The 19,261-nt window shown below is 46.8% G+C and carries 18 protein-coding genes; 9 read left to right on the top strand and 9 right to left on the bottom strand.

Features of this window, described 5'->3' with window-relative positions; all coding sequences use genetic code 11:
• Window positions 1-7 precede the first annotated feature (7 nt).
• Window positions 8-559: an HAD family hydrolase gene (locus K0C01_RS10175; protein ID WP_221169596.1), complete on the top strand. Its 552-nt coding sequence runs from the start codon at window positions 8-10 to the stop codon at window positions 557-559.
• 453 nt (window positions 560-1,012) lie between these two features.
• Here K0C01_RS10175 and K0C01_RS10170 read toward each other — a convergent pair whose 3' ends face one another.
• Window positions 1,013-1,666: an HVO_2922 family protein gene (locus tag K0C01_RS10170; protein WP_255568272.1), complete on the bottom strand. Its 654-nt coding sequence runs from the start codon at window positions 1,664-1,666 to the stop codon at window positions 1,013-1,015.
• A 122-nt stretch (window positions 1,667-1,788) separates the two neighbouring features.
• Here K0C01_RS10170 and K0C01_RS10165 point away from each other — a divergent pair, with 122 nt between their 5' ends.
• The gene (locus tag K0C01_RS10165) at window positions 1,789-3,063 is read left to right on the top strand and encodes a DUF2238 domain-containing protein (RefSeq protein WP_221169595.1); all 1,275 of its coding nucleotides are present in this window, start codon (window positions 1,789-1,791) and stop codon (window positions 3,061-3,063) included.
• A gap of 63 nt (window positions 3,064-3,126) precedes the next feature.
• On the opposite strand, the gene K0C01_RS10160 is transcribed toward K0C01_RS10165, so the two are convergent.
• Window positions 3,127-3,390, bottom strand: a complete 264-nt coding sequence (locus K0C01_RS10160; protein WP_221169594.1) for a DUF8066 domain-containing protein — start codon at window positions 3,388-3,390, stop codon at window positions 3,127-3,129.
• A gap of 353 nt (window positions 3,391-3,743) precedes the next feature.
• Here K0C01_RS10160 and hemE point away from each other — a divergent pair, with 353 nt between their 5' ends.
• Both hemE and K0C01_RS10150 read left to right on the top strand, forming a co-directional pair.
• Window positions 3,744-4,751, top strand: coding sequence for a uroporphyrinogen decarboxylase (gene hemE / locus K0C01_RS10155; protein ID WP_221169593.1), 1,008 nt, complete (start codon window positions 3,744-3,746; stop codon window positions 4,749-4,751).
• A 576-nt stretch (window positions 4,752-5,327) separates the two neighbouring features.
• Window positions 5,328-6,050, top strand: a complete 723-nt coding sequence (locus tag K0C01_RS10150) for an alanyl-tRNA editing protein (protein ID WP_221169592.1) — start codon at window positions 5,328-5,330, stop codon at window positions 6,048-6,050.
• Between the two features lie 116 nt (window positions 6,051-6,166).
• Here the strand turns inward: K0C01_RS10150 and K0C01_RS10145 are convergent, their stop codons facing one another.
• From K0C01_RS10145 to K0C01_RS10135, 3 genes are all read right to left on the bottom strand, one after another.
• Window positions 6,167-6,553, bottom strand: coding sequence for a zinc ribbon domain-containing protein (locus tag K0C01_RS10145; RefSeq protein ID WP_221171250.1), 387 nt, complete (start codon window positions 6,551-6,553; stop codon window positions 6,167-6,169).
• 106 nt (window positions 6,554-6,659) lie between these two features.
• Window positions 6,660-7,136, bottom strand: coding sequence for an NUDIX hydrolase (locus tag K0C01_RS10140; protein WP_221169591.1), 477 nt, complete (start codon window positions 7,134-7,136; stop codon window positions 6,660-6,662).
• An 81-nt stretch (window positions 7,137-7,217) separates the two neighbouring features.
• Window positions 7,218-8,168 (bottom strand): transcription initiation factor IIB, encoded by a 951-nt coding sequence (locus K0C01_RS10135; RefSeq protein WP_221169590.1) that lies wholly within the window; start codon window positions 8,166-8,168, stop codon window positions 7,218-7,220.
• A gap of 330 nt (window positions 8,169-8,498) precedes the next feature.
• On the opposite strand from K0C01_RS10135, the gene gatC reads away from it, so the two are divergent.
• Together gatC and gatA are read left to right on the top strand one after the other, a co-directional pair.
• Window positions 8,499-8,777: an Asp-tRNA(Asn)/Glu-tRNA(Gln) amidotransferase subunit GatC gene (gene gatC, locus K0C01_RS10130; protein ID WP_221169589.1), complete on the top strand. Its 279-nt coding sequence runs from the start codon at window positions 8,499-8,501 to the stop codon at window positions 8,775-8,777.
• The gene (gene gatA / locus K0C01_RS10125; protein WP_221169588.1) at window positions 8,774-10,042 is read left to right on the top strand and encodes an Asp-tRNA(Asn)/Glu-tRNA(Gln) amidotransferase subunit GatA; all 1,269 of its coding nucleotides are present in this window, start codon (window positions 8,774-8,776) and stop codon (window positions 10,040-10,042) included. Before gatC ends, gatA begins: the two co-directional genes overlap by 4 nt.
• Before the next feature lie 4 nt (window positions 10,043-10,046).
• On the opposite strand, the gene K0C01_RS10120 is transcribed toward gatA, so the two are convergent.
• Window positions 10,047-10,604: a class I SAM-dependent methyltransferase gene (locus K0C01_RS10120; protein WP_221169587.1), complete on the bottom strand. Its 558-nt coding sequence runs from the start codon at window positions 10,602-10,604 to the stop codon at window positions 10,047-10,049.
• Between the two features lie 189 nt (window positions 10,605-10,793).
• On the opposite strand from K0C01_RS10120, the gene fer reads away from it, so the two are divergent.
• Both fer and gatE read left to right on the top strand, forming a co-directional pair.
• Window positions 10,794-11,180: a ferredoxin Fer gene (gene fer, locus K0C01_RS10115; RefSeq protein ID WP_221169586.1), complete on the top strand. Its 387-nt coding sequence runs from the start codon at window positions 10,794-10,796 to the stop codon at window positions 11,178-11,180.
• A 234-nt stretch (window positions 11,181-11,414) separates the two neighbouring features.
• Window positions 11,415-13,283, top strand: coding sequence for a Glu-tRNA(Gln) amidotransferase subunit GatE (gene gatE / locus K0C01_RS10110; RefSeq protein ID WP_221169585.1), 1,869 nt, complete (start codon window positions 11,415-11,417; stop codon window positions 13,281-13,283).
• Window positions 13,284-13,286: 3 nt separating this feature from the next.
• On the opposite strand, the gene K0C01_RS10105 is transcribed toward gatE, so the two are convergent.
• Window positions 13,287-14,036 carry an RNA methyltransferase gene (locus K0C01_RS10105; RefSeq protein ID WP_255568271.1) on the bottom strand — a complete coding sequence of 250 codons (750 nt, stop codon included), beginning with the start codon at window positions 14,034-14,036 and terminating at the stop codon, window positions 13,287-13,289.
• A gap of 185 nt (window positions 14,037-14,221) precedes the next feature.
• On the opposite strand from K0C01_RS10105, the gene K0C01_RS10100 reads away from it, so the two are divergent.
• Complete coding sequence (locus K0C01_RS10100) at window positions 14,222-14,917, top strand: 6-hydroxymethylpterin diphosphokinase MptE-like protein (protein WP_221169584.1); 696 nt, start codon at window positions 14,222-14,224, stop codon at window positions 14,915-14,917.
• A 729-nt stretch (window positions 14,918-15,646) separates the two neighbouring features.
• Here K0C01_RS10100 and K0C01_RS10095 read toward each other — a convergent pair.
• Window positions 15,647-16,225, bottom strand: a complete 579-nt coding sequence (locus K0C01_RS10095) for a hypothetical protein (RefSeq protein WP_221169583.1) — start codon at window positions 16,223-16,225, stop codon at window positions 15,647-15,649.
• A 131-nt stretch (window positions 16,226-16,356) separates the two neighbouring features.
• Window positions 16,357-18,936, bottom strand: a complete 2,580-nt coding sequence (locus K0C01_RS10090) for an efflux RND transporter permease subunit (protein WP_221169582.1) — start codon at window positions 18,934-18,936, stop codon at window positions 16,357-16,359.
• Window positions 18,937-19,261: the final 325 nt, after the last annotated feature.

Here is a 19,261-nt window from a genome sequence, read left to right as displayed (position 1 = left end):
TATTACAATGAATACAAACTACGCGGCTATAATTTATGATCTAGATGGCACACTTGTACAATTAGATGTTGATTGGGCACAGACAAGGCAGGATGCAATTAATGAACTAGCAGACCATGGACTTACTATTTCGACAAATAGCCTCTGGGATGTATACACTCGTGCTGCCGAAGCAGAGCTAAAACAGATTGTCGAGCAAGTAATCACTGATCATGAAAAGCAAGGAGCTAGAAGTGCACACCTATTACCACTAGCTGGAGAACTTCCTGCTTCTGTACCAGTTGGGGTGTGTTCGCTTAATTCAGAAATTGCCTGCCGTATCGCACTTGAACAAACAGACCTTAGCACATATATTGATACGGTTGTCGGCCGGGATACGGTATTGGAACAGAAGCCTTCGCCACAACCACTCAATAAGGTCCTTGAGAATCTGGAGGCTGCGCCAGAACAAGCGATTTTTATTGGAGACAGCCCACGCGATCAAGAAGCAGCAAAGCGAGCAAATATCGACTTCGAATTCGTATCTGATCGGATTAGTTCACAGGATCGGTTGTCGTGACCACTACGCGCAACTCGGTTAGATCTTTTTTACGCTTACTGGCTACAGCCCGGGCCCAAAGGAGTAACCGCTAGGAGCGGGTACGATGGGGCGAGGATATAACCGCGCACTCTCTGAGTTTTCGAACGTTCAAGTGATAACCAACCCAGCAAATCAGCCGTGGTTGAGGAGCTGTTCAAGTACGCTGCAACGCCGGAATACACTTGCTCAGAATCGTCTCTCCGAGAGAAGATATAGGACAGGGTATGCGGAATCAACACCTGTGGAAACTGCGCTCGCTGGGGTCAATAATACGATAGTCAGTGATGTGTCTCCAAGAAACATCGTTGACCCAGAAATCCCCTGCCTCAAGAGACGAGCAGCTATTGCCACGAGTGAGTAGGCAGGGATAGTTCACTATGCAATCAGTTCAGGCTTATACCGAGAAACCTGTAATTGACTCCTCAGAAGAGACTATTCAGGTTCCTCGATAGGTGCACCGGGTACATTTATTTGAACACTTGTGAGACCCTGCTTTGCTTTCTGCTTTGAGGCGTACCCTTGACCGCCGTCAGCAAGGATGTTACCATTGTCATGAACAAGACGCCAGCGCCATTCCTCAGCCTTGTCTTTAAATACTTCAAATGTTGCATCACTCCCGCCCTCTTTAGGTGTGTCTTCATCTTTTGAGACATCAACAACATATGCCCCAGGAGCATTCGAGCGTACACTTTCTAGGCCCTGTTTTGCTTTTTGTTTTGAAGCATATCCTTCAGAGCCATCTGCAATAATATTGCCATTGTCATGGATAAGCCGCCAACGATGCTTATCACCTGCGTCGCGGTACACTTCAAACCGGGCTTTACTCGCGATGACATCTGTTTCGACGATCTCTTCGATATCGTCCTCTGACCAAGAAAGATTAACCTGCAGCGAGACTTCATCACTTTCTTGTGTCACTTCAATTCCCGTTTCGACCTCACTTGGGATGTCTACTACAGCATCTTGTGCATCGTTAACGGGCACTTTTTTCCCGCGCCGAAGTCGTCTTGCGAGCCCTCTGAAAAATGTTGACAGACCTCGTCGCTTTTTTGGCTTGCTCTCCTCATATAGTGATTCCTCACTCATGTATTCATGTTATTGTGCCAGTATTTATTAAACCACGGTCCAAGTGAGCAAATTGCATATGAATAGCATCATACCAGTGTAAAGCGACATATACGAACGGTTGTTACTATGTCGTATAGTCAATGGGCGAAACTCAACAAGTAAGTCTTTTTGCTGCTTCCAGACGTGATATAGGGCTCTCTTGGGGATTTATTCTTCTACTCGTCATCAACTTCACTATCGGTATCTCAGTTGGTCAGTATGAACCTGCACTTTTCAGTATCATTGCCCTTGGAATTCTTCTTGCACCAGTCATTCGTCTGGTAAATCCAACAAAGGTTCCCCCATGGTATCTTACTGGGGTAGTTTCACTTCCGGTATTAAGTCAGACGATCGCTCCTGAGCTCTTTGCCACCGAGTTGCTCCCAAGTATTGCATTGGCTACACTCTCGTTGTTGTTTATAATCCAGCTACACGACATTACATCCCTATCACTTATTCCATGGTTCGCAGTTGTGTTGACCACACTGTTTAGCATGGCAATGGGCGCACTTGTCCAAATCACCCAGTGGACTTTGGATCAACTTGTTGGGACGTCATTTCTGTTAGATGGGCGATCACAGGACACGCTAAATACTGTTGTCATGCTTGAGTTGATGCAGATAACTGGTGCCGGGATCGTGGCGGGCTTTTGTTTCTATGCTGCATTTAAACGAGAATTAATAAGTCTTGAATCGTGTGAATCTCCGATTACAGATCCTGTTCCTGAAGAGAAGGCAATTCTCAGTTACCGGCTTGGCATTTCACAGCGGCGACAACAACAAATCGTCCGATTAATGCGGGTTATCCTTGTAGGGATACTGATATACGGTCTTTGGCAACTGGACCTTGCGGTGATAACAAATGCAACAATTGCACTCGCAGTTACGTATATCCCGAGGATACTCCGTCGGAATTTCCGTCTCTCCGTTGATCCTGGGATTGCACTATGGGTCACGGCTGCCGTGTTCTTTCACACACTTGGTACGCTTGCGCTGTACGACGGAATCACTCGATGGGACTGGTTAACACACTCGCTATCAGCTTCCGTAGTTGCTGCCGCTGGATACGCCGCTTTACGCAGTATCCACCTGTATGATGATCGCATTCATCTCCCGCCATGGGGATTGTTCGTTTTTACAATTATTTTTGTATTAGCCATGGGCGTTGTCTGGGAGATAATGGAGTTTTTTGCAGATCAAGGGGCATTGATACTCGGGTTGGATCCGGTGCTAGCACAATATGGCGTCGATGATACGATTGTTGACATGATCTTCAATGTTGTCGGAGCAATCATCACTGCATTCTGGGGGACAGCCTACCTTACTGTTTTTTCTGACAGTCTTGCTAAACGAATCGAGGAGTGGAACAGCCCTTAGTTGACTCCTCATACGGCTGAAGCCGTGTGGAGAGGGACAAAATTCTTTGGACACGGCCTTCAATCAGTTGTATAAGTCATCTTCATCAGCCCGGTTTTGATCAGCGATTCGGTCTGTTGCATCTGCAATCTGTTCCACAGCAACGACGAATCGATATAACAGGTACAGAATCACGAGTGAGATGCCTAGCGAAATAATTGATAGGAGCAAGGTAATCGCTATTCTTGCGCTAAAAGCGATCCCAAAAAAAGTGATTCCACCAATAATCACTCCAGCAACGATAGCAAACCAAATGGGGACCTCGATGTCGGATATGTCGTGGGGCATGGTTACTTGACGTGGGGCGCAGTTAGCTCCACATGTATATGTACAACACCCACGGATGTGAATGTTGTTGCATGTTTATCTCAGCTTATTTATTTCAGTTGGACAAAGATGAACTTGACACCCTCCCCTCGTCCTTACAGGTGAGGCTTTCGTCTCAAATCTTTCGTAAGTTACTCCGCCCTACTCGCCGCCATTGACGAGGTCTTGAGGGCGGGGAGCATAGCATCTGCACCAGACCGCTAATAATGGATGTCATGGAGTATGTAAAATTGTGAAATTATTAATATCTAGTTAACATACAAGCTGTCACAAAATCCGGACCATTATGGCACTTTGGCTCTATGTTATAATTAATGAGATCTCGTTTTCTGAAGGCTGCCAGAGGGAAGCAAACTGACCGGCCGCCAGTATGGATGATGCGGCAAGCTGGACGATACCTGCCTGAGTATCGAGAAATACGAGAAGAGTATTCATTCTTAGAAGCAATTTCAACGCCGGATATTGCAGCCGAAATTAGCTTACAACCTTGGCATCGGTTTAAGCCAGATGGTGTAGTCATGTACTCAGACATCTTGACAGTTCTCGAGCCTCTTGGGTTTTCATACCATCTTGAGTCTGGCGTCGGCCCAGTTATTGAAAATCCAGTAACATCAACCGATGACGTATCTCGAAGTCGATCTGATGTATCTGACGAGTTGTGGTATGTAGCAGAGATCATTGATCGGATTGAATCAACAGTTGGCAAACAGGCAGCTGTAATTGGATTTGCCGGAGGCCCATTTACACTTGCTGCATATGTTTGTGAAGGAATGCCATCACGCACATTTATGGATGTACGTCGTCTTCGAGCGGAACATCCTACCGCATTTGAAACGCTATTAGACGAGTTTACGGATGTTCTAGTTGAGTATATTGCCTTCCAGACGGACTCAGGTGCTGACGTTATCCAGTTATTTGATACATATGCTGGATTACTTTCTCCGACAGATTACCGAAAATTCATTTTACCTCGTCACCAGCGGATTGTTAATCAAACAGACGTGCCAACAATTGTCTTCGCCCGAAACATGAGTGGTAATCTCGATTTGCTGGCAGAAACCGGTGCCGACGTTATCAGCCTTGATTGGACCGTTGATGTACAACAGGCGCTGCAGCAAATAGATGTGCCTACGTTCCAAGGGAATCTTGACCCAGCATTACTCTATGGAGAGCCAGATACAATTCATGAACGGACTCAGTCTGTCGTGGGTGAGTTTGGTGAGCACCCGCACATTCTCAATCTTGGTCATGGAGTTGATCGTAACACCCCCGTCGAAAATGTTGAGGCGTTCTTTGATGCCGCAAAATCTATTGGGGAGTGAACTTGTCTTGTTCTACTCGCCGTTGTTGTGGACTTTAACTTCTACAGGCTACGTCCTCGTCCTCAAGGAGCGACCGTCGGGAGCGAGTAGGGCAGAGATACATCCGTACACTCCTTGTCTTTCCGAACGTTCAAGTGACAAGTAACCTAACAAATCAGTAGTGTCCAAGGAGACGTAAGTACGCTGTAACGCCGGAATACGCCGAGACGCCTACTGGCTGCATGGACCATGATCAAACCTGTCAGCAGGTATATATCCACACTCTCACATAAGAATATCGGCCACACCTTGGATTGGAAAAGCTTGGAGTTGAAGTAACTACATAGACAGTAGGTCAGAGCATAGCCGAATCAGCGCCTGCAGAGACTGTGCTCTCTGGGGACACTGAGGACCCATCCGATGAGGTGTCTCCAAAGCGTGTCGTTGAACCAGGAAGCCCCTGCGGCAAGGAGTCGACAACGGCGGCGAGTAGACAGAGGTAGTTTACAGATGGTGCTTAGTCTGCAAGAATTAACTCTCCAAATCAATTATATATTTCCGTGAGTTGTTTGTATACAGCCGATATTATCTCTCTATGTGACTGAACTTCGTTATCTGCCGAACAGCGATAATATAACAACGTTTCAAACCACGATCGTAGAAGCGACACAAGATTACATTATTTTAGATGGGACATATTTTTATCCAGAGGGAGGCGGACAACCAGCTGACCATGGGACTATTCGCTGGGAGGATGGTTCAGCGTCAATTAAGAACGTGAAAAAATCGCACGGCGATGTTCGACACTATGTGGATAGTTATACTGGATCATCGCCTGTAGAGAATGAGCCTGTCCAAGGCAACATCGATGAAACACGACGGAAGAAGCATAGTCGGATGCATACTGCACAGCATATTGTTTCACGCGTTGTTCTAGATGAATATGGAGCAACTACAGCAGGAAATCAAGTATATGCCGATCGCTCCCGAATTGATTTTGAGCCTGCTGAATTTGATGAAACGGATATCAGTTATATTGAAACTGAATCAAACCAAGTGATTGAGCAGAACTTGTCGGTAGTCAAGGAAAACCGGCCTCGGGACTTAGTTGAGAACAACGTTGATGAAGGGAGAGCACTCTTGGATTTAATTCCTGATTACGTTGATCCACTACGTGTTGTCGAGATTGAAAATTTTGATATGTGCCCTTGTGGCGGAACACACGTCGATAAGCTTGGGGAGATTGGAGAGATATCTATTGTTGACTGGGTCTCAAAGGGAGCAGATACAGTTCGTATTGAGTTTGAGCTCAATCAGTAGGCAACTATCAGATCATCACTACAGTTTGAGAATATTATCTTTGAGATGTGACCTCCTCCCCGTCGTGAAGACGGGGCTTCCCGAACCGCACCACAAGCGTTGGGATATTTGCCGGTTTACGGTCGCACCTGTTCTTGTGGGGCTACTCTCCCCGTTTGCTTGTCGAACAGGCGGACCGATTGCTGGGCCAGACAGCCGTTACTCCTATCCTGTGCAGGACTCGGAGTTACCGTCGCTCGCATATTCTCAGCCGCATTACAGTCACTATTCGCCACCAACCCACACTCATCGCAGACGTACAACCCACGCTCAACACGAGTTGACTCGGCTTTCGTGCCACACTCACACCAGGTTATCGACGTGGCTAACTCGTGCTCATCGGCCCGCTCCACGTCGATACCGTGTTCTTCGGCTTTGTACTCGATGTGACTGAGAAGCGTCTCAAACGCCCAGTCGTGGAGGCATTTGTTCCCGTGCCGCCCCCAGTCTTCATCCTCACGAATGGTTCTCGGGTGACCGACTGCACTCGTCCCTCACGGGAAGGACGGGATTCTCTCGCTGTATGGAGATAGACAAATATGGGACGATATATGAGATAAATTTGATATCTTATCTGCGCTCCATCACAATGTCAATAGCGTCAGATCCCGCTCCAATAACATCTTCAGTGAGATTGTCTGGACCATTCTGCAAATCCTCCTTGTCAAACCATCGCCACGCTGATGCTGGCGCTTCATCACTTCTGGGTGTGATATCTCGTGATTGTACATGCCCATAATAGACAAAGTCAATGTGCTGGTGTCCGACTTCTTCGTGGTGAACGTTGATATCTTCAAGAAGAAGTTGCTGTGGACGGGGAATAGGGCGAGCCTGTGATGCTTCATAACCAGATAGATCTTTAACCAGCTGCACAGTAAGGCCAATCTCCTCACTTACCTCCCGTTTAGCAGCTTCATGCGGGAGTTCGTCGCGCTCGATGTGTCCACCTGGGGGTAACCAGAGATTTAATCGGTCATGTTCATGTAGGGCAACTGCTCCGTCATTGACTACAAACACGGTAGTAACAAAATGCCGTGTCGTCTCCATAATTTAAGTTAGTTTGTGACGATAAATCTCTTGCTGACCATAGTTAGTTCAGCAAGAGAATACCACGCAGTGTGGATGGGACTAAGCTTGACTTGCCTCAAGTAACTCGTGGTATCGGTTCCGAATCGTCACTTCTGAGATATTCGCCACTTCACTGACTTCCTTCTGTGTAACTTTTTCATTAACAAGAAGTGACGCCGCATAGACAGCCGCTGCTGCAAGTCCCACAGGTGATTTACCACTATGGATGCCCGCTTCCCGGGCAGAGTCGAGGAGTTCTCGAGCACGACGTTCTACCTCTTCTGACAGTTCAAGTTCAGAGACAAAGCGAGGAACATACTGCTTCGGATCAGCCGGTTCGATTTCCAGTCCAAGCTCACGAACCACGTATCGATAGGTACGAGCGATTTCATCTTTGTCGACTCGGCTAACTCCAGCAATTTCATCTAAACTTCGTGGGGTGCCAGCTTGTCGAGCCGCCGCATAAAGCGCCGATGTTGAAACACCTTCAATCGATCGACCAGGTAAGAGGTTCTCATCAAGTGCCCTACGATATATCACGCTGGCAGTTTCACGAACGTTATCTGGGAGGCCAAGTGCAGACGCCATCCGGTCGATCTCACCGAGTGCCTGCTTAAGATTTCGTTCTTTTGAGTCACGAGTTCGGAACCGCTCGTTCCACGTACGAAGGCGCTGCATTTTCCGGCGCTGCCGTGACGATAAAGCCTGTCCGTATGCATCTTTGTCTTGCCAACCAATATTCGTCGACAAACCTTCGTCGTGCATCATTTTTGTCGTAGGCGCACCGACACGCGATTTTTCGTCTTTTTCTTTAGCGTCAAACGCACGCCACTCTGGCCCATGGTCAATTTCGTCTTCTTCGACAACGAGTCCACATTCAACACAGACGGTCTCGCCGTGCTCCTCGTCACTCGCAATTTGTCCACCACACTCTGGACAAACCACAGACTCGTCGTCGGTCGTTTCCTGAGTTTTCTCCCGCTCGTCTTCTCTCACGCTCGTGTCTGTCATGATCTAAGCGCTGCGGATCATCGCCGCAGAAATACTTAACTATCAATTGCACATGAAAGGTCATAAACGCTTTGCCATCGTACAGTTATATTTAGTAATCATGTCCAGGCTCCGATGCTGTATCACATCAGTGATCAACGCGTTGTTTTACAGAAAATCAAGGCAAATGTTACGGGGCTTGACCCCGAGGCGGTTCACGAAATAGATGGGTTTATTCAGGCAATTTATAGAGTTTTCGAGCGGAGGTCTTCATCTTTAGCCGAGGAGGATGACAACCCATGTAGCCGACAAGACCGAAACTCTTACTCACAGTCCTGAAAACATCTAAATATGGATAACTCACGGGTCGATTCAGAAGACATACACCATATTGCGGAGCTCGCTCGGATTGACATCGACGAAGAGGACGCCGACACATTTGCTGATCAACTTGATGACGTCCTTGATTATTTTGCGTCACTCGAAGAAATTCCAGATGTTGATCGAGAGGCTGAACTTACTAACGTAATGCGGGCAGATGAAGTCAGAGATAGCCTAACACAAGAGGAGGCATTGAAAAACGCAGAAGAGACTGAAGACGGATACTTCAAAGGACCAAACGTTTCATGAGCGAGAATATCTTTCTCACCGAGACGGAAGTTGAGAGCACCGCGGATGGAAAGCTGAGTGGCTACACCATCGCTGTAAAGGACAATATTGCAACCGAAAATATTCGAACAACATGCGGATCCGCAATGCTTGCAGATTACGAACCCCCATTCGATGCAACAGTTGTTGATCGAGTCAAGTCTGCTGGTGGTACAATCGTCGGCAAGGCAAATCTAGATGAGTTTGGAATGGGAACAACAACTGAAACGAGCGCTTTTGGCCCCACAGAGAATCCTGTTGCACCAGGTTATGTCCCTGGAGGATCCTCTGGAGGTTCTGCTGCAGCGGTTGCAGCTGGGGAAGCCGACATAGCGTTAGGCTCTGATACTGGCGGATCAATTCGCTGTCCAGCAGCCTTTTGCAATGTTGTTGGCATCAAGCCAACATATGGGCTTGTCTCTCGCTATGGGCTCATCGCATACGCGAATAGCTTAGAGCAAATTGGTCCAATTGCACAAACGGTCGACGATGCTGCGCGTTTGCTTGATGTGATTGCTGGTTCCGATCCAAAGGACGCTACAACCCGCGAAGAGGGCGATCACACTGTATATACTAATGCTGTTGATGGTGATATTGATGGACTTCAGATTGGCATTCCATCGCAGTTACTTGATGGAGTAGATGAAGACGTCAAAGAATCCTTCTGGTCTGCTATCGATGAGTTAGAGGCTGCAGGGGCAACATATCAGGAGATTAGCCTTCCATCTGTCAAACAAGCCGTGCAGGCATATTATGTTATCGCAATGTCGGAGGCGTCCTCGAACTTGGCTCGGTTTGATGGTGTTCGATATGGTCATTCTGGCGGATTTGACGGCAATTGGAATAAGGCATTCTCAAAGGCCCGCCGTGAAGGATTTGGAGATGAGGTAAAACGGCGTATTTTACTCGGGACATTTGCACTCTCTGCTGGGTATCAAGATAAGTATTACAAGCAGGCTCAAGATGCGCGTGCATGGGTAAAACAGGACTTCGACGAATCATTTGAGACAGTTGATATAATTGCTTCACCAACTATGCCAATGACGCCATTTGAGTTGGGAGAAACTATCGATGACCCAATGAAGATGTATCTGGCTGATACCAATACTACGCCAGTCAATCTTGCTGACCTTCCAGCGATTTCCGTACCAATTGAGAAAGCTGACGGATTGCCAGTTGGATTGCAGTTAGTCGGGCCAGCATTTGATGAAGAGACAATTATTCGTGCTGGCAGTGTGTTAGCCTGAATCGCTACTGCTTATTATTTGTCACAAGCAGAAACGTTCGATATCGGTTTTTAGCAGTCCCAATCTCAAATCCACAGTCACGATGATGGGCAATAGCTTCATTCAACGAAAATCGCTCATCTGCTGGTGGGCCTCGGTCTCCAGGCGCATCAGCAGACCAATCAATGATTACGTGTTGGCCGCCTGGTTGTAACACCCGTTGTATCTCTCTAAGCGATTCTTCGGTTGCATATTCATGGTAAGTCATCGTTGAATATGCAGTCTGAATGGTATCATTGGCAAGAGGAATCGTAGTGGCTGTTGCGGTGATTAATTCAGCAGTCACATCGTCCCGGTGTTTTTTGTGATACTGATGCATTGCCTGTTGAATATCAATTGCAAATACATCCGCTACGTGAGGAGCAATTTCCTTTGTAAAGAAGCCTGTCCCACTACCAATATCAAGTACGGTAGATGTTCCATCCCCGGCAACATATGAATATAGCTCTTCTCCGGAGCAGAGTTGAAATCGGTCAATTTCTTCCAGCGAGTCTGCGTTATCAACTGAAAATGTGTGATACATATCTATAGTTCACGCTGAAAAATAATACATTGTACGGTCCTTGTTCTTCTGAACAGTATCTTAGATTGCTCTCCACCTCGAGATCAGGTCTGGGACAGTCGTCTTGGGTCACCGGTTTACTTCGTTAAATGCACATTAGTTGACTATTTTCGCGTCAGACCTATATTTACAGAAACGATTTGTTAGATGATGTCTACCGTAACATATCTGAACTACGAAATCGTCGACGAACATGACTGGGAAGTTACTGATGAGGTGTTTGAAAAAGCAGCAAGTAAAGATCTTGACGAAGAAGACTATGGATCACTCGAGGTTACAGAAGGACAGTATATCCTTGAAGCCGCAGAACAGGAGGGGTTAGTTTGGCCATTTTCATGTCGAGCTGGTGCCTGTGCAAACTGTGCCGCAATACTCGTTGAAGGAGAGATTGAGATGGATATGCAGCAAATCCTTTCCGACTCAGAAGTTTCTGAGGAAAATATTCGACTCACGTGTATTGGTAGCCCAGAGACTGATGAAGTCAAGATAATATACAATGCCAAGCACCTTCCATATTTACAAAATCGTGTTATTTAACCACATTATCGCATGGAAATTCAGCAACATAAAATATGCCTGATCAACCCTGGGGTAGGATTTTACAGGTAGTACGAGGCGGATGCCACGAGGAGTGACCCCGAGGCAGTCGACCTCCTCTCATCATAATTGGATTTATCATTCAACGAAGTGGTTCTGGTTGACTGTGACCGTTCTGAATCCTCGTATGGAAACTACTGTTTTTTTTTAGCCCAGGCACGTACATATTCGACAATGGCAGAGCACGATTACGATGAACTTGGGCTTGTTGCGGGTTTAGAGATTCACCAGCAACTCGATACAGAGACAAAGCTGTTTTGTAATTGTCCAACAGAACTACGTGAGCCGGAGGAAGCAGTTCGCACATTTACTCGTTATCTACATCCAACGCGAAGTGAATTAGGCGAATTGGATCAGGCCGCTGAAGAAGAAAGTCGCGTTGATCGTGAATTTGAATATTTGGCATATGATACAACATGTCTGGTCGAGGCTGATGAAGAACCACCTCGACGTATTGACGGAGAAGCACTTGACGTTGCGATGGAGATCGCTACGTTGTTGGATATGTCTGTTGTGGATCAGTTACGAGTGATGCGAAAGATCGTGGTTGATGGATCTAACACAAGCGGATTCCAGCGAACCGCCAAGCTCGCGTCCGAAGGTGTAGTGGATACCGAAGAAGGACCAGTGCGAATTGAAGACCTAATGCTCGAAGAAGAAAGTGCACAGCGGGTCGAGGAAACAGAAAAAGGTGTCAAATATAGCCTTGATCGGTTAGGTATCCCTCTTGTTGAGATTGGAACAAAACCAGATATTCGATCTCCAACACAAGCTAAGGAGGCCGCTGAAACGATCGGAATGATGCTCCGATCGACTGGTGCAGTTAAGCGTGGGCTAGGAACGATTAGGCAGGATGTCAACATCTCAATTGCAGATGGTGCACGGGTTGAGATTAAAGGTGTACAGTCACTCGACGATATTGATACAATTGTAGAGCAGGAAGTTCATCGGCAGGTCCAATTACTTGAGATTTCTGACACACTTCAGCAACGAGATGCAAGCGTGGGATCGCCGGTTGATGTAACTGACATATTTGCTGATACTGACAGTGGAGTAATTCAGAGGGCTCTTGATAGTGGAGGGGTTGTACACGCTGTTTGTCTTTCAGGGTTCGATGAGATTGTTGGTCGTGAGATTCAGCCAGACCGGCGGCTCGGTACCGAGTTCTCTGACCACGCAAAACGCCATGGAGCCGGTGGGATTTTCCACACTGACGAGCTTCCTGCATATGGGATTAGTGAAGCAGAGATAGCCGATCTCCGAGAATCGGTCGAGGCTGAGGAACATGATGCGGTCGTATTCGTCGCCGCCGACTCTGAAACAGCGGAACTGTCAATCGACGCTGTTGTGGATCGTGCAGAAACCGCAGTTGAAGGTGTGCCGGAAGAAACGCGTGGTGCAAACGAGGATGGTACCTCGCGTTACCTCCGTCCACTGCCAGGTGTTGCTCGTATGTATCCAGAAACAGATGTTCCACCAGTTGCTCCGGATCCGACTGAAGTTGACCAGCCCGAATTACTAACGGAGAAAGTTTCTCGGTATCAGGAAGAACATGGTCTTGATTCAGGTCTATCGGAGCAAATCGCGTACAGTGAGTACATGCCGTTGTTTGAGCGCGTCGTTACAGATGGAGTCTCGCCGACCTTAGCCGCACAGACACTTGAAGGAACACTGACTGAACTTCGCCGTGATAGTGTTCCAGTTAGTCAGCTCACGGAAACACATCTCGAAGATTCACTCCATCTTGTTGAGGAAGGAAGTGTCCCATCTGAAGGACTTACAACACTCCTCAGAACGCTTGCAGCGTCCCCTGAGCTAACAGCAGAAGAGGCTGCAGAGCAGGAGGGACTAGGGGGAGTTTCAGAGTCCGAGATTCGGGAAACAGTGACAGAAATTGTTGAGCGAAATGAAGAACAAGTTAAGTCGGAAGGAATGGGAGCATTTTCAGCATTAATGGGTGAATGTATGGGGTCCTTGAGGGGGAAAGCAGAAGGAGATCTCGTGAGCCAAGTCCTGCGTGAGGAAATTCAACGACACAGCTAAAATTCACTCTTGGTCAGAATTCTCTGGTGGATCCGCAAACTGAGCCCCTCGACGAAATACCCCCATTAATGTAATTACTTCTCTTTCTGTCGGATGAGACCTCCCAAAGAGTCGGCGCACTAATCTCATCGTCTTGTCATGCTTTTCGTCTGTATAATTTATTGCCTCCAAATATTGATCGATAATTTCGTAGAGACGCTCTATTTGCACCTCATCAGCTCGTTCATGGTCAATATCTGATAACTGAGATTGCTGTCCAGTCAGTGATCGGAGTTCATACAGTGTCACGGTCACTGCTTGTCCAAGGTTGAGTGACGGGTACTCACCACTAGCAGGAATAGAACAGACGCGGTCCAATCGAGATAGTTCTTGATTAGACAGGCCCTTGTCCTCCCGGCCGAACACAAGTGCGGTGGGTGCCTTCACAGACTGGAGCTCGGAGTGCAGCTCAGCTGGCGTTGTATATGGAAACCGAACATGCTGTTCTGAATTTTTGCCAGTAGTAGCGGTAAAGCCGACTGTATAATACGAAGATACCAACTCATCAAACGACGGTCGTCGGTGGTTTGGTAGAATATCGTCTCGGGCCTGTCCCGCAAATCCGTATGCTTCCCCGTCTGGGTCAAGTTCAGGAGCATCAATAAGTAGCAACTCCTCAAGTCCGAAATTCTTCATTGCGCGTGCAATTGTCCCGATGTTTCCAGGCGTCTGGGGACCAACGACAGCAACCGCAGGTGAATGTGTATCAGTCACAGTTCGTTCTATTACATACCAACTGCATATCTGCTACGGTTGGCGGCTGTTTGTACAGGTACTTGGCGCGATTACCCCCAGAGTATGTTTACAAATAACGTGCTCAGGATTGCGCTCCGTGAGGTACTGTAGGCGTATTGTGCAAACATATATGCTATTTGAAGGTCTGTTTTCATACGTTTTGAATGAAATACAGCGAATGGGCTCCGGTATATTATGACATCCTTACTGATTTTGGGTTTGAACAAGTGGATGATGAACACGCAAGAGAGGTTTTGGCGACTCTGACACAACCAACACCAGTAAGTCCTGAATATATTCAAGGACGCAATGTTCTGATCGCAGGAGCAGCCCCATCTTTGGAGGAAGATATGTCTGCTATAGAAGATCATACTATCGTAGCAGCATCCGATGCTGGTGTTCGACTTGCTGATAACGGTATACTCCCAGAGATTATTGTGACCGATCTTGATGGTGAGCCAGAACAAACTGTCAACTTAGTCCAAGAGAATGATATTCTATTGGTTGTTCATGGACATGGTGACAATATCGAGACATTAAAGCAATGGCTACCGATTCAGACAGCAGCCATTCTTCCGACCACACAGACAGCGCCAGCAATGCATATTCAAAATTTTGGCGGATTTACCGACGGAGATAGAGCAGCATTCCTAGCTGATCACTTTGATGCTCAATCTCTTTCGTTTATTGGCTGGTCATTCACGGATCCAACGGTTACAGACGCTAAACGACAGAAGCTCGACTGGGCTGCTAAGCTCCTACATTGGTTAGAAATACGGCGACAAGAGCAGTTTGATATCCTTGACCAATATCGTGACACACTTTCGCTACCATCATCGGTTACAGAGTCTAACGTATAGCCCGTTTGTCAGCCATTCATGCCCTAAGAAATTCAGATGTAGAACTCGAAAGAAACAATATCGCCGGCTAAAAACAACTAGAAACGAAATGCCATCAGATGACTGTCGTATGTGCGGCGAGCAGATTTCAACGGATCGTGATCAGTGTCCAAGCTGTGGATACAAACCGCAAAAAACTCTCGGGGTCTTCGGTCTTATATTAGCAGGAATTGGTGCTACTATAGCAATCATCTGGTCTATGTATGCGTGGATAATTGCAATAGTTGGGATACTATTTCTCCTTGCAGCGCCATACTCAAAGCCGACGATGTAAACAGGGCTCTTTGGTTGGTTTGGGACTGCACGCACTCAATGCTCACAGCACATGACTTTTTACAATCTCGGACAATGAAGAGACAGAATATGACCATCAATGTCAGAGTAATCTGAACAGTAACGTTAGCTGATTGCAGGCGCTAAGCCCCGTTCTCAAGGAGCGCAGTAGGGAAAAGATACAGCGTCCGTTTGGCCCTCGATCCTGACAAGAACGGCAGTCAAGATGAGTCTTGACATCACCTCTAGGGAGGAGCGGATCACTTAGGATCCATACCTATGGAGGCTGCGCTCCCTGTGCAGATGACCAGCGTCAGCCAAGCACCCGTAAAGAAGCGCGTCGCAAAACCAGGAAACCTCACCCGCAAAGAGCGCATCAGCGCAAGCGTGGGATAGATCACTTGATCATACTTGGGGTCATATCCGTCCCCACTCGTCATCTCTGGGCGCATTTCCCGTCTTATTTTTTGCTTCTTCAAAGTCGAGTCGTTTCAGGTCAGAGACAAAGTACCCGAGTACATATCCCAACAGTGGGAGATGAAATGCGATCATCATTGCGTAGAAACTCGCAAAGAGTAACCCAGTCTCACCGGAGATGTATCCAGTTACTGCGAGGAATCCAATAACAATGCTTCCAGAAAGCGTATGCGCTGGTACAAAGTGATCTCGCTGTTTTCGAGAAAAATAGCCAACAAATAAATGCATCCCGAAGCCAACGAGTAGGATAAACGACAGAGGAACTGCCCAACCGCTAGTAAACGCTAGTGCTACGGGTGCTGCAATAATAGCAGACCAAATTCCTCCAGCGGCTGCCGAGCGAAATGTTTCACATCGCCGGTTAAAACGCTGTGACGCAATTCGTCGATACCGTCTCCATATTCGTGTCCAAGAGACATCCCGATGTTTAGTGGTAATGCGTTGTTCGGTATTAGCGCGCTCAGCAATGTTTGTCTTCTCACTACTCTGTTCCTGTGACTGTTCCTCTGTTCTTTGCATATGGTATGGTTTGTCTTGTCACGTAAAACGATGTCGGAGGTATAAATTATCCTATAAATATCAGATCAGCGACTTGAATAAAGGTCTAATTCAAGCAGTTAAGGACAGTAATAAGAAAATATGTAACTTAGTTAGTCGGCTGTTCTTTCTGTATCTTCGGGAACATTTCCTGCAGGAAGATATCCACGTCGGGCGAGCAGTAGTGTGATCGCTGGCATAAATACGAATGCTGTTAGTAATGCCAGTCCCATCGCAAGTGCAATTGCAATACCGAAGTTGGCAAGCACAGGGAAGTCTGAAATCATTAACACACCGAATCCGAACATTGTCGTTGCTCCGGATGCAAGCACTGGCCGAGACTTGCGTAAGATCGCCGTTTTAATTGCTGTATCTGGATCTGCTCCAGAGAGACGTTCTTCCCGGAACCGCTCGTATATGTGAATGCCGTAGGTGATACCAACACCGAGCACGATTGAAGCAGTTGTTACAGTCAGTGGGTTCCACGGGACATCAAGTAGATACATCCCTCCGGCAACTAACGCCATTGCGCTTGCAGCAACACTTCCCACAAGCAAGACAGATTCACGGCCAGATCGGAGCACTAGGCCTAAGAAGACCATACCGAGTGTGAAACTTATAATGGTCGTCCGTGTTAGACCAGAAGTCACATTTTCAATGACATTCCGGTTCAGTACCATCTCACCAGTGACTCGGGTGTCATATGCTGAGTTGTTGAGAGCATTGTCTGCTGCTTCATCAAGACTATTGATGACTTGGCGCTCCTCTTCACCTTCGACATCACCAACGAAGACTTGAATGACCATCCGGTCAGAGTGGTTGTCTGGGTGAAGACCAAGCTGTGGAGGTCGATCAATTTCGGTTCGAAGCTCAAGTTCATCATCAAATTCCTCTCCCTCTGGTGGTAATTGATCATGCTCAGGTCCTTCTACAGGAACAGTGGTATTTCCGACTTCCATTGCTCTAGCAGCACTCATTACTGTAATTACATCCTCATGAGAGTCTTCTATCTCATGTTGGAATGACTGCATCTCCTCGAAGTGTTCGCGAGTATAAATATCATCGTCGTTCTCGGATTCAACGATAATATAGTTGATGTTCGGACTTGGAACATTGTCCTCAAGATCACGAATATCTTGTCGTTCTTCGATATCTGGCCAGTAGTCGAGCATATCTTCTTGTGTATCAACAGCTGGATACGCAACAAGTCCACCACCAATCAAGGCACCTAATAGAACAATCACGAGCAGGGGACGGGCCGAAATCCCACTGCCGAGCTTATCGAATACACCTTCAAGACCAGTTGGGTTTTCGTCAGCACCAGATCCATTTGCACGGGTTTCTACATCTCCAATAGAGGTACTTGCGCTTGTTGGTGCCTCAACAGGCTCATCATCAAACGTAACGAGTAATGCAATCAGCAGGGTTACTGATAAAATCATCGCCATGAAAACGCTGAACGCAGCAGTCACACCAAATTGCCGAACTGGCGGGACTTCTGCAGCTAACAAGGAACCAAGGCCGACAGCAGTGGTACCAAGTGCAAGTGTTAATGCATATCCAGTCGTTTGTGTTGCTATCTCCGCTGCCTCAACTGGACTACGACCTGCTTTCCGTTCTTCAACGTATCTGGTTTGGATTTGTAAGCCGTAGTCAATCCCCAAGCCGAGAGCAACAGGCATCACCCCGAGCATAATGGCATTGAAATTAAAGCCGACAAATCCCATCATGCCAAGCATCGCAATCAGCGCAACAAGAGTGGTGGTTAACGGAATTGCGACTCGTCGTGTTTTCCGGAGCCGGCTTCGCATAATTAACACGACCATAAACAGAATAATCAGAAACGCGGCTGCGAATAACGTAATCATCTCAGGAAGCATCAGTCCAAAAGCAGCTTCCTCAAAAATCGGGGACCCAGTAAAAGTGACATCCCATTCGTCTGGAAGACCAGTTGCATTCGTGGTTTCTCGGATCTGCTGTTCAATGATCTCGTCCTCACTTGGTGGCAAGAATCCGAAGAAATCTCCTTCTTCATCCTCTGGGATATCGACATCACCATACTGGATCATGATGATTGCAGTACTACCGTCCTCGAACATCTCAGTTCCATTTTTGGCTACAACTGGGTACTCACCCTCATCGAGCTGATCTTGTAATTCATCATAATCCTCGTGTTCCTGAATGTCTGGGTGGAGGTTCGCAATAACACCCATATTCGAACGATGTTCATTAAACGAATGATTAACAGATTCTAGAAGTGCTGTACGAGTATCATTTTCAACGTCGATTTCCCCGTGACCTGCCTTGATTGGATGAGCGAAACTAGTAACTAGAGAGGCGGCCTCGATATCCTCATCGTGTTTCAGGTCATCGTAGTAGTTTTGATATAACTCAGAAATTTGCTCTGTATTTTCCGGTTCATATAAGTCAGTCTCATCATCAGCCTCTATCTCAACAAACACAACATTACCCTTATCGAAATCCTCCTGAATCTCATCCCAGTCTTCCATCGTGTCTGAGTCGTCTTCAATGTATAATTCCATACCCAGACTCATCTGTACTCCAACTGCACCCACAAGCGAGATGCCAAGGAGAATAACAACACCGATGAACACAGCTCTTCGTCGGGTCGCTGATGCTCGTCCTATACGTCCAAGTGTCGATCGAACAATACTATCGTCGTCGTCAGTCATAGATTAGATCTAATTGATTTACGGTAACTGTGAATCTCCACATGGCCATATTAGGAACTATGTCACTTATAGTTTTGCATAGTAAACACAATATGGTACACAAAAGCAATACAGCATTTCTTCTTGAAGTAAGATAATTTAATCTGTACGACGGATTTGTACTATTATATTGGTCATTTAGTAAATATACAAGTTATAGAGAAACCAGATGTGTGAGTATACTACAATTTTGTAGGTGGTGATATTACTACTGAACGCTAACTTTTCGTGATCTGAGACGCTGCAACGGTGGTTAATCCGAACTTCGTTGGTACAGAGTCAGACA

It is taken from the genome of Salinarchaeum sp. IM2453, assembly GCF_019693215.1.
Lineage (GTDB): Archaea > Halobacteriota > Halobacteria > Halobacteriales > Salinarchaeaceae > IM2453.
The sequence above is the reverse complement of the archived record's forward strand: the minus strand, read 5'-3'. Positions and strand labels throughout refer to the sequence as shown.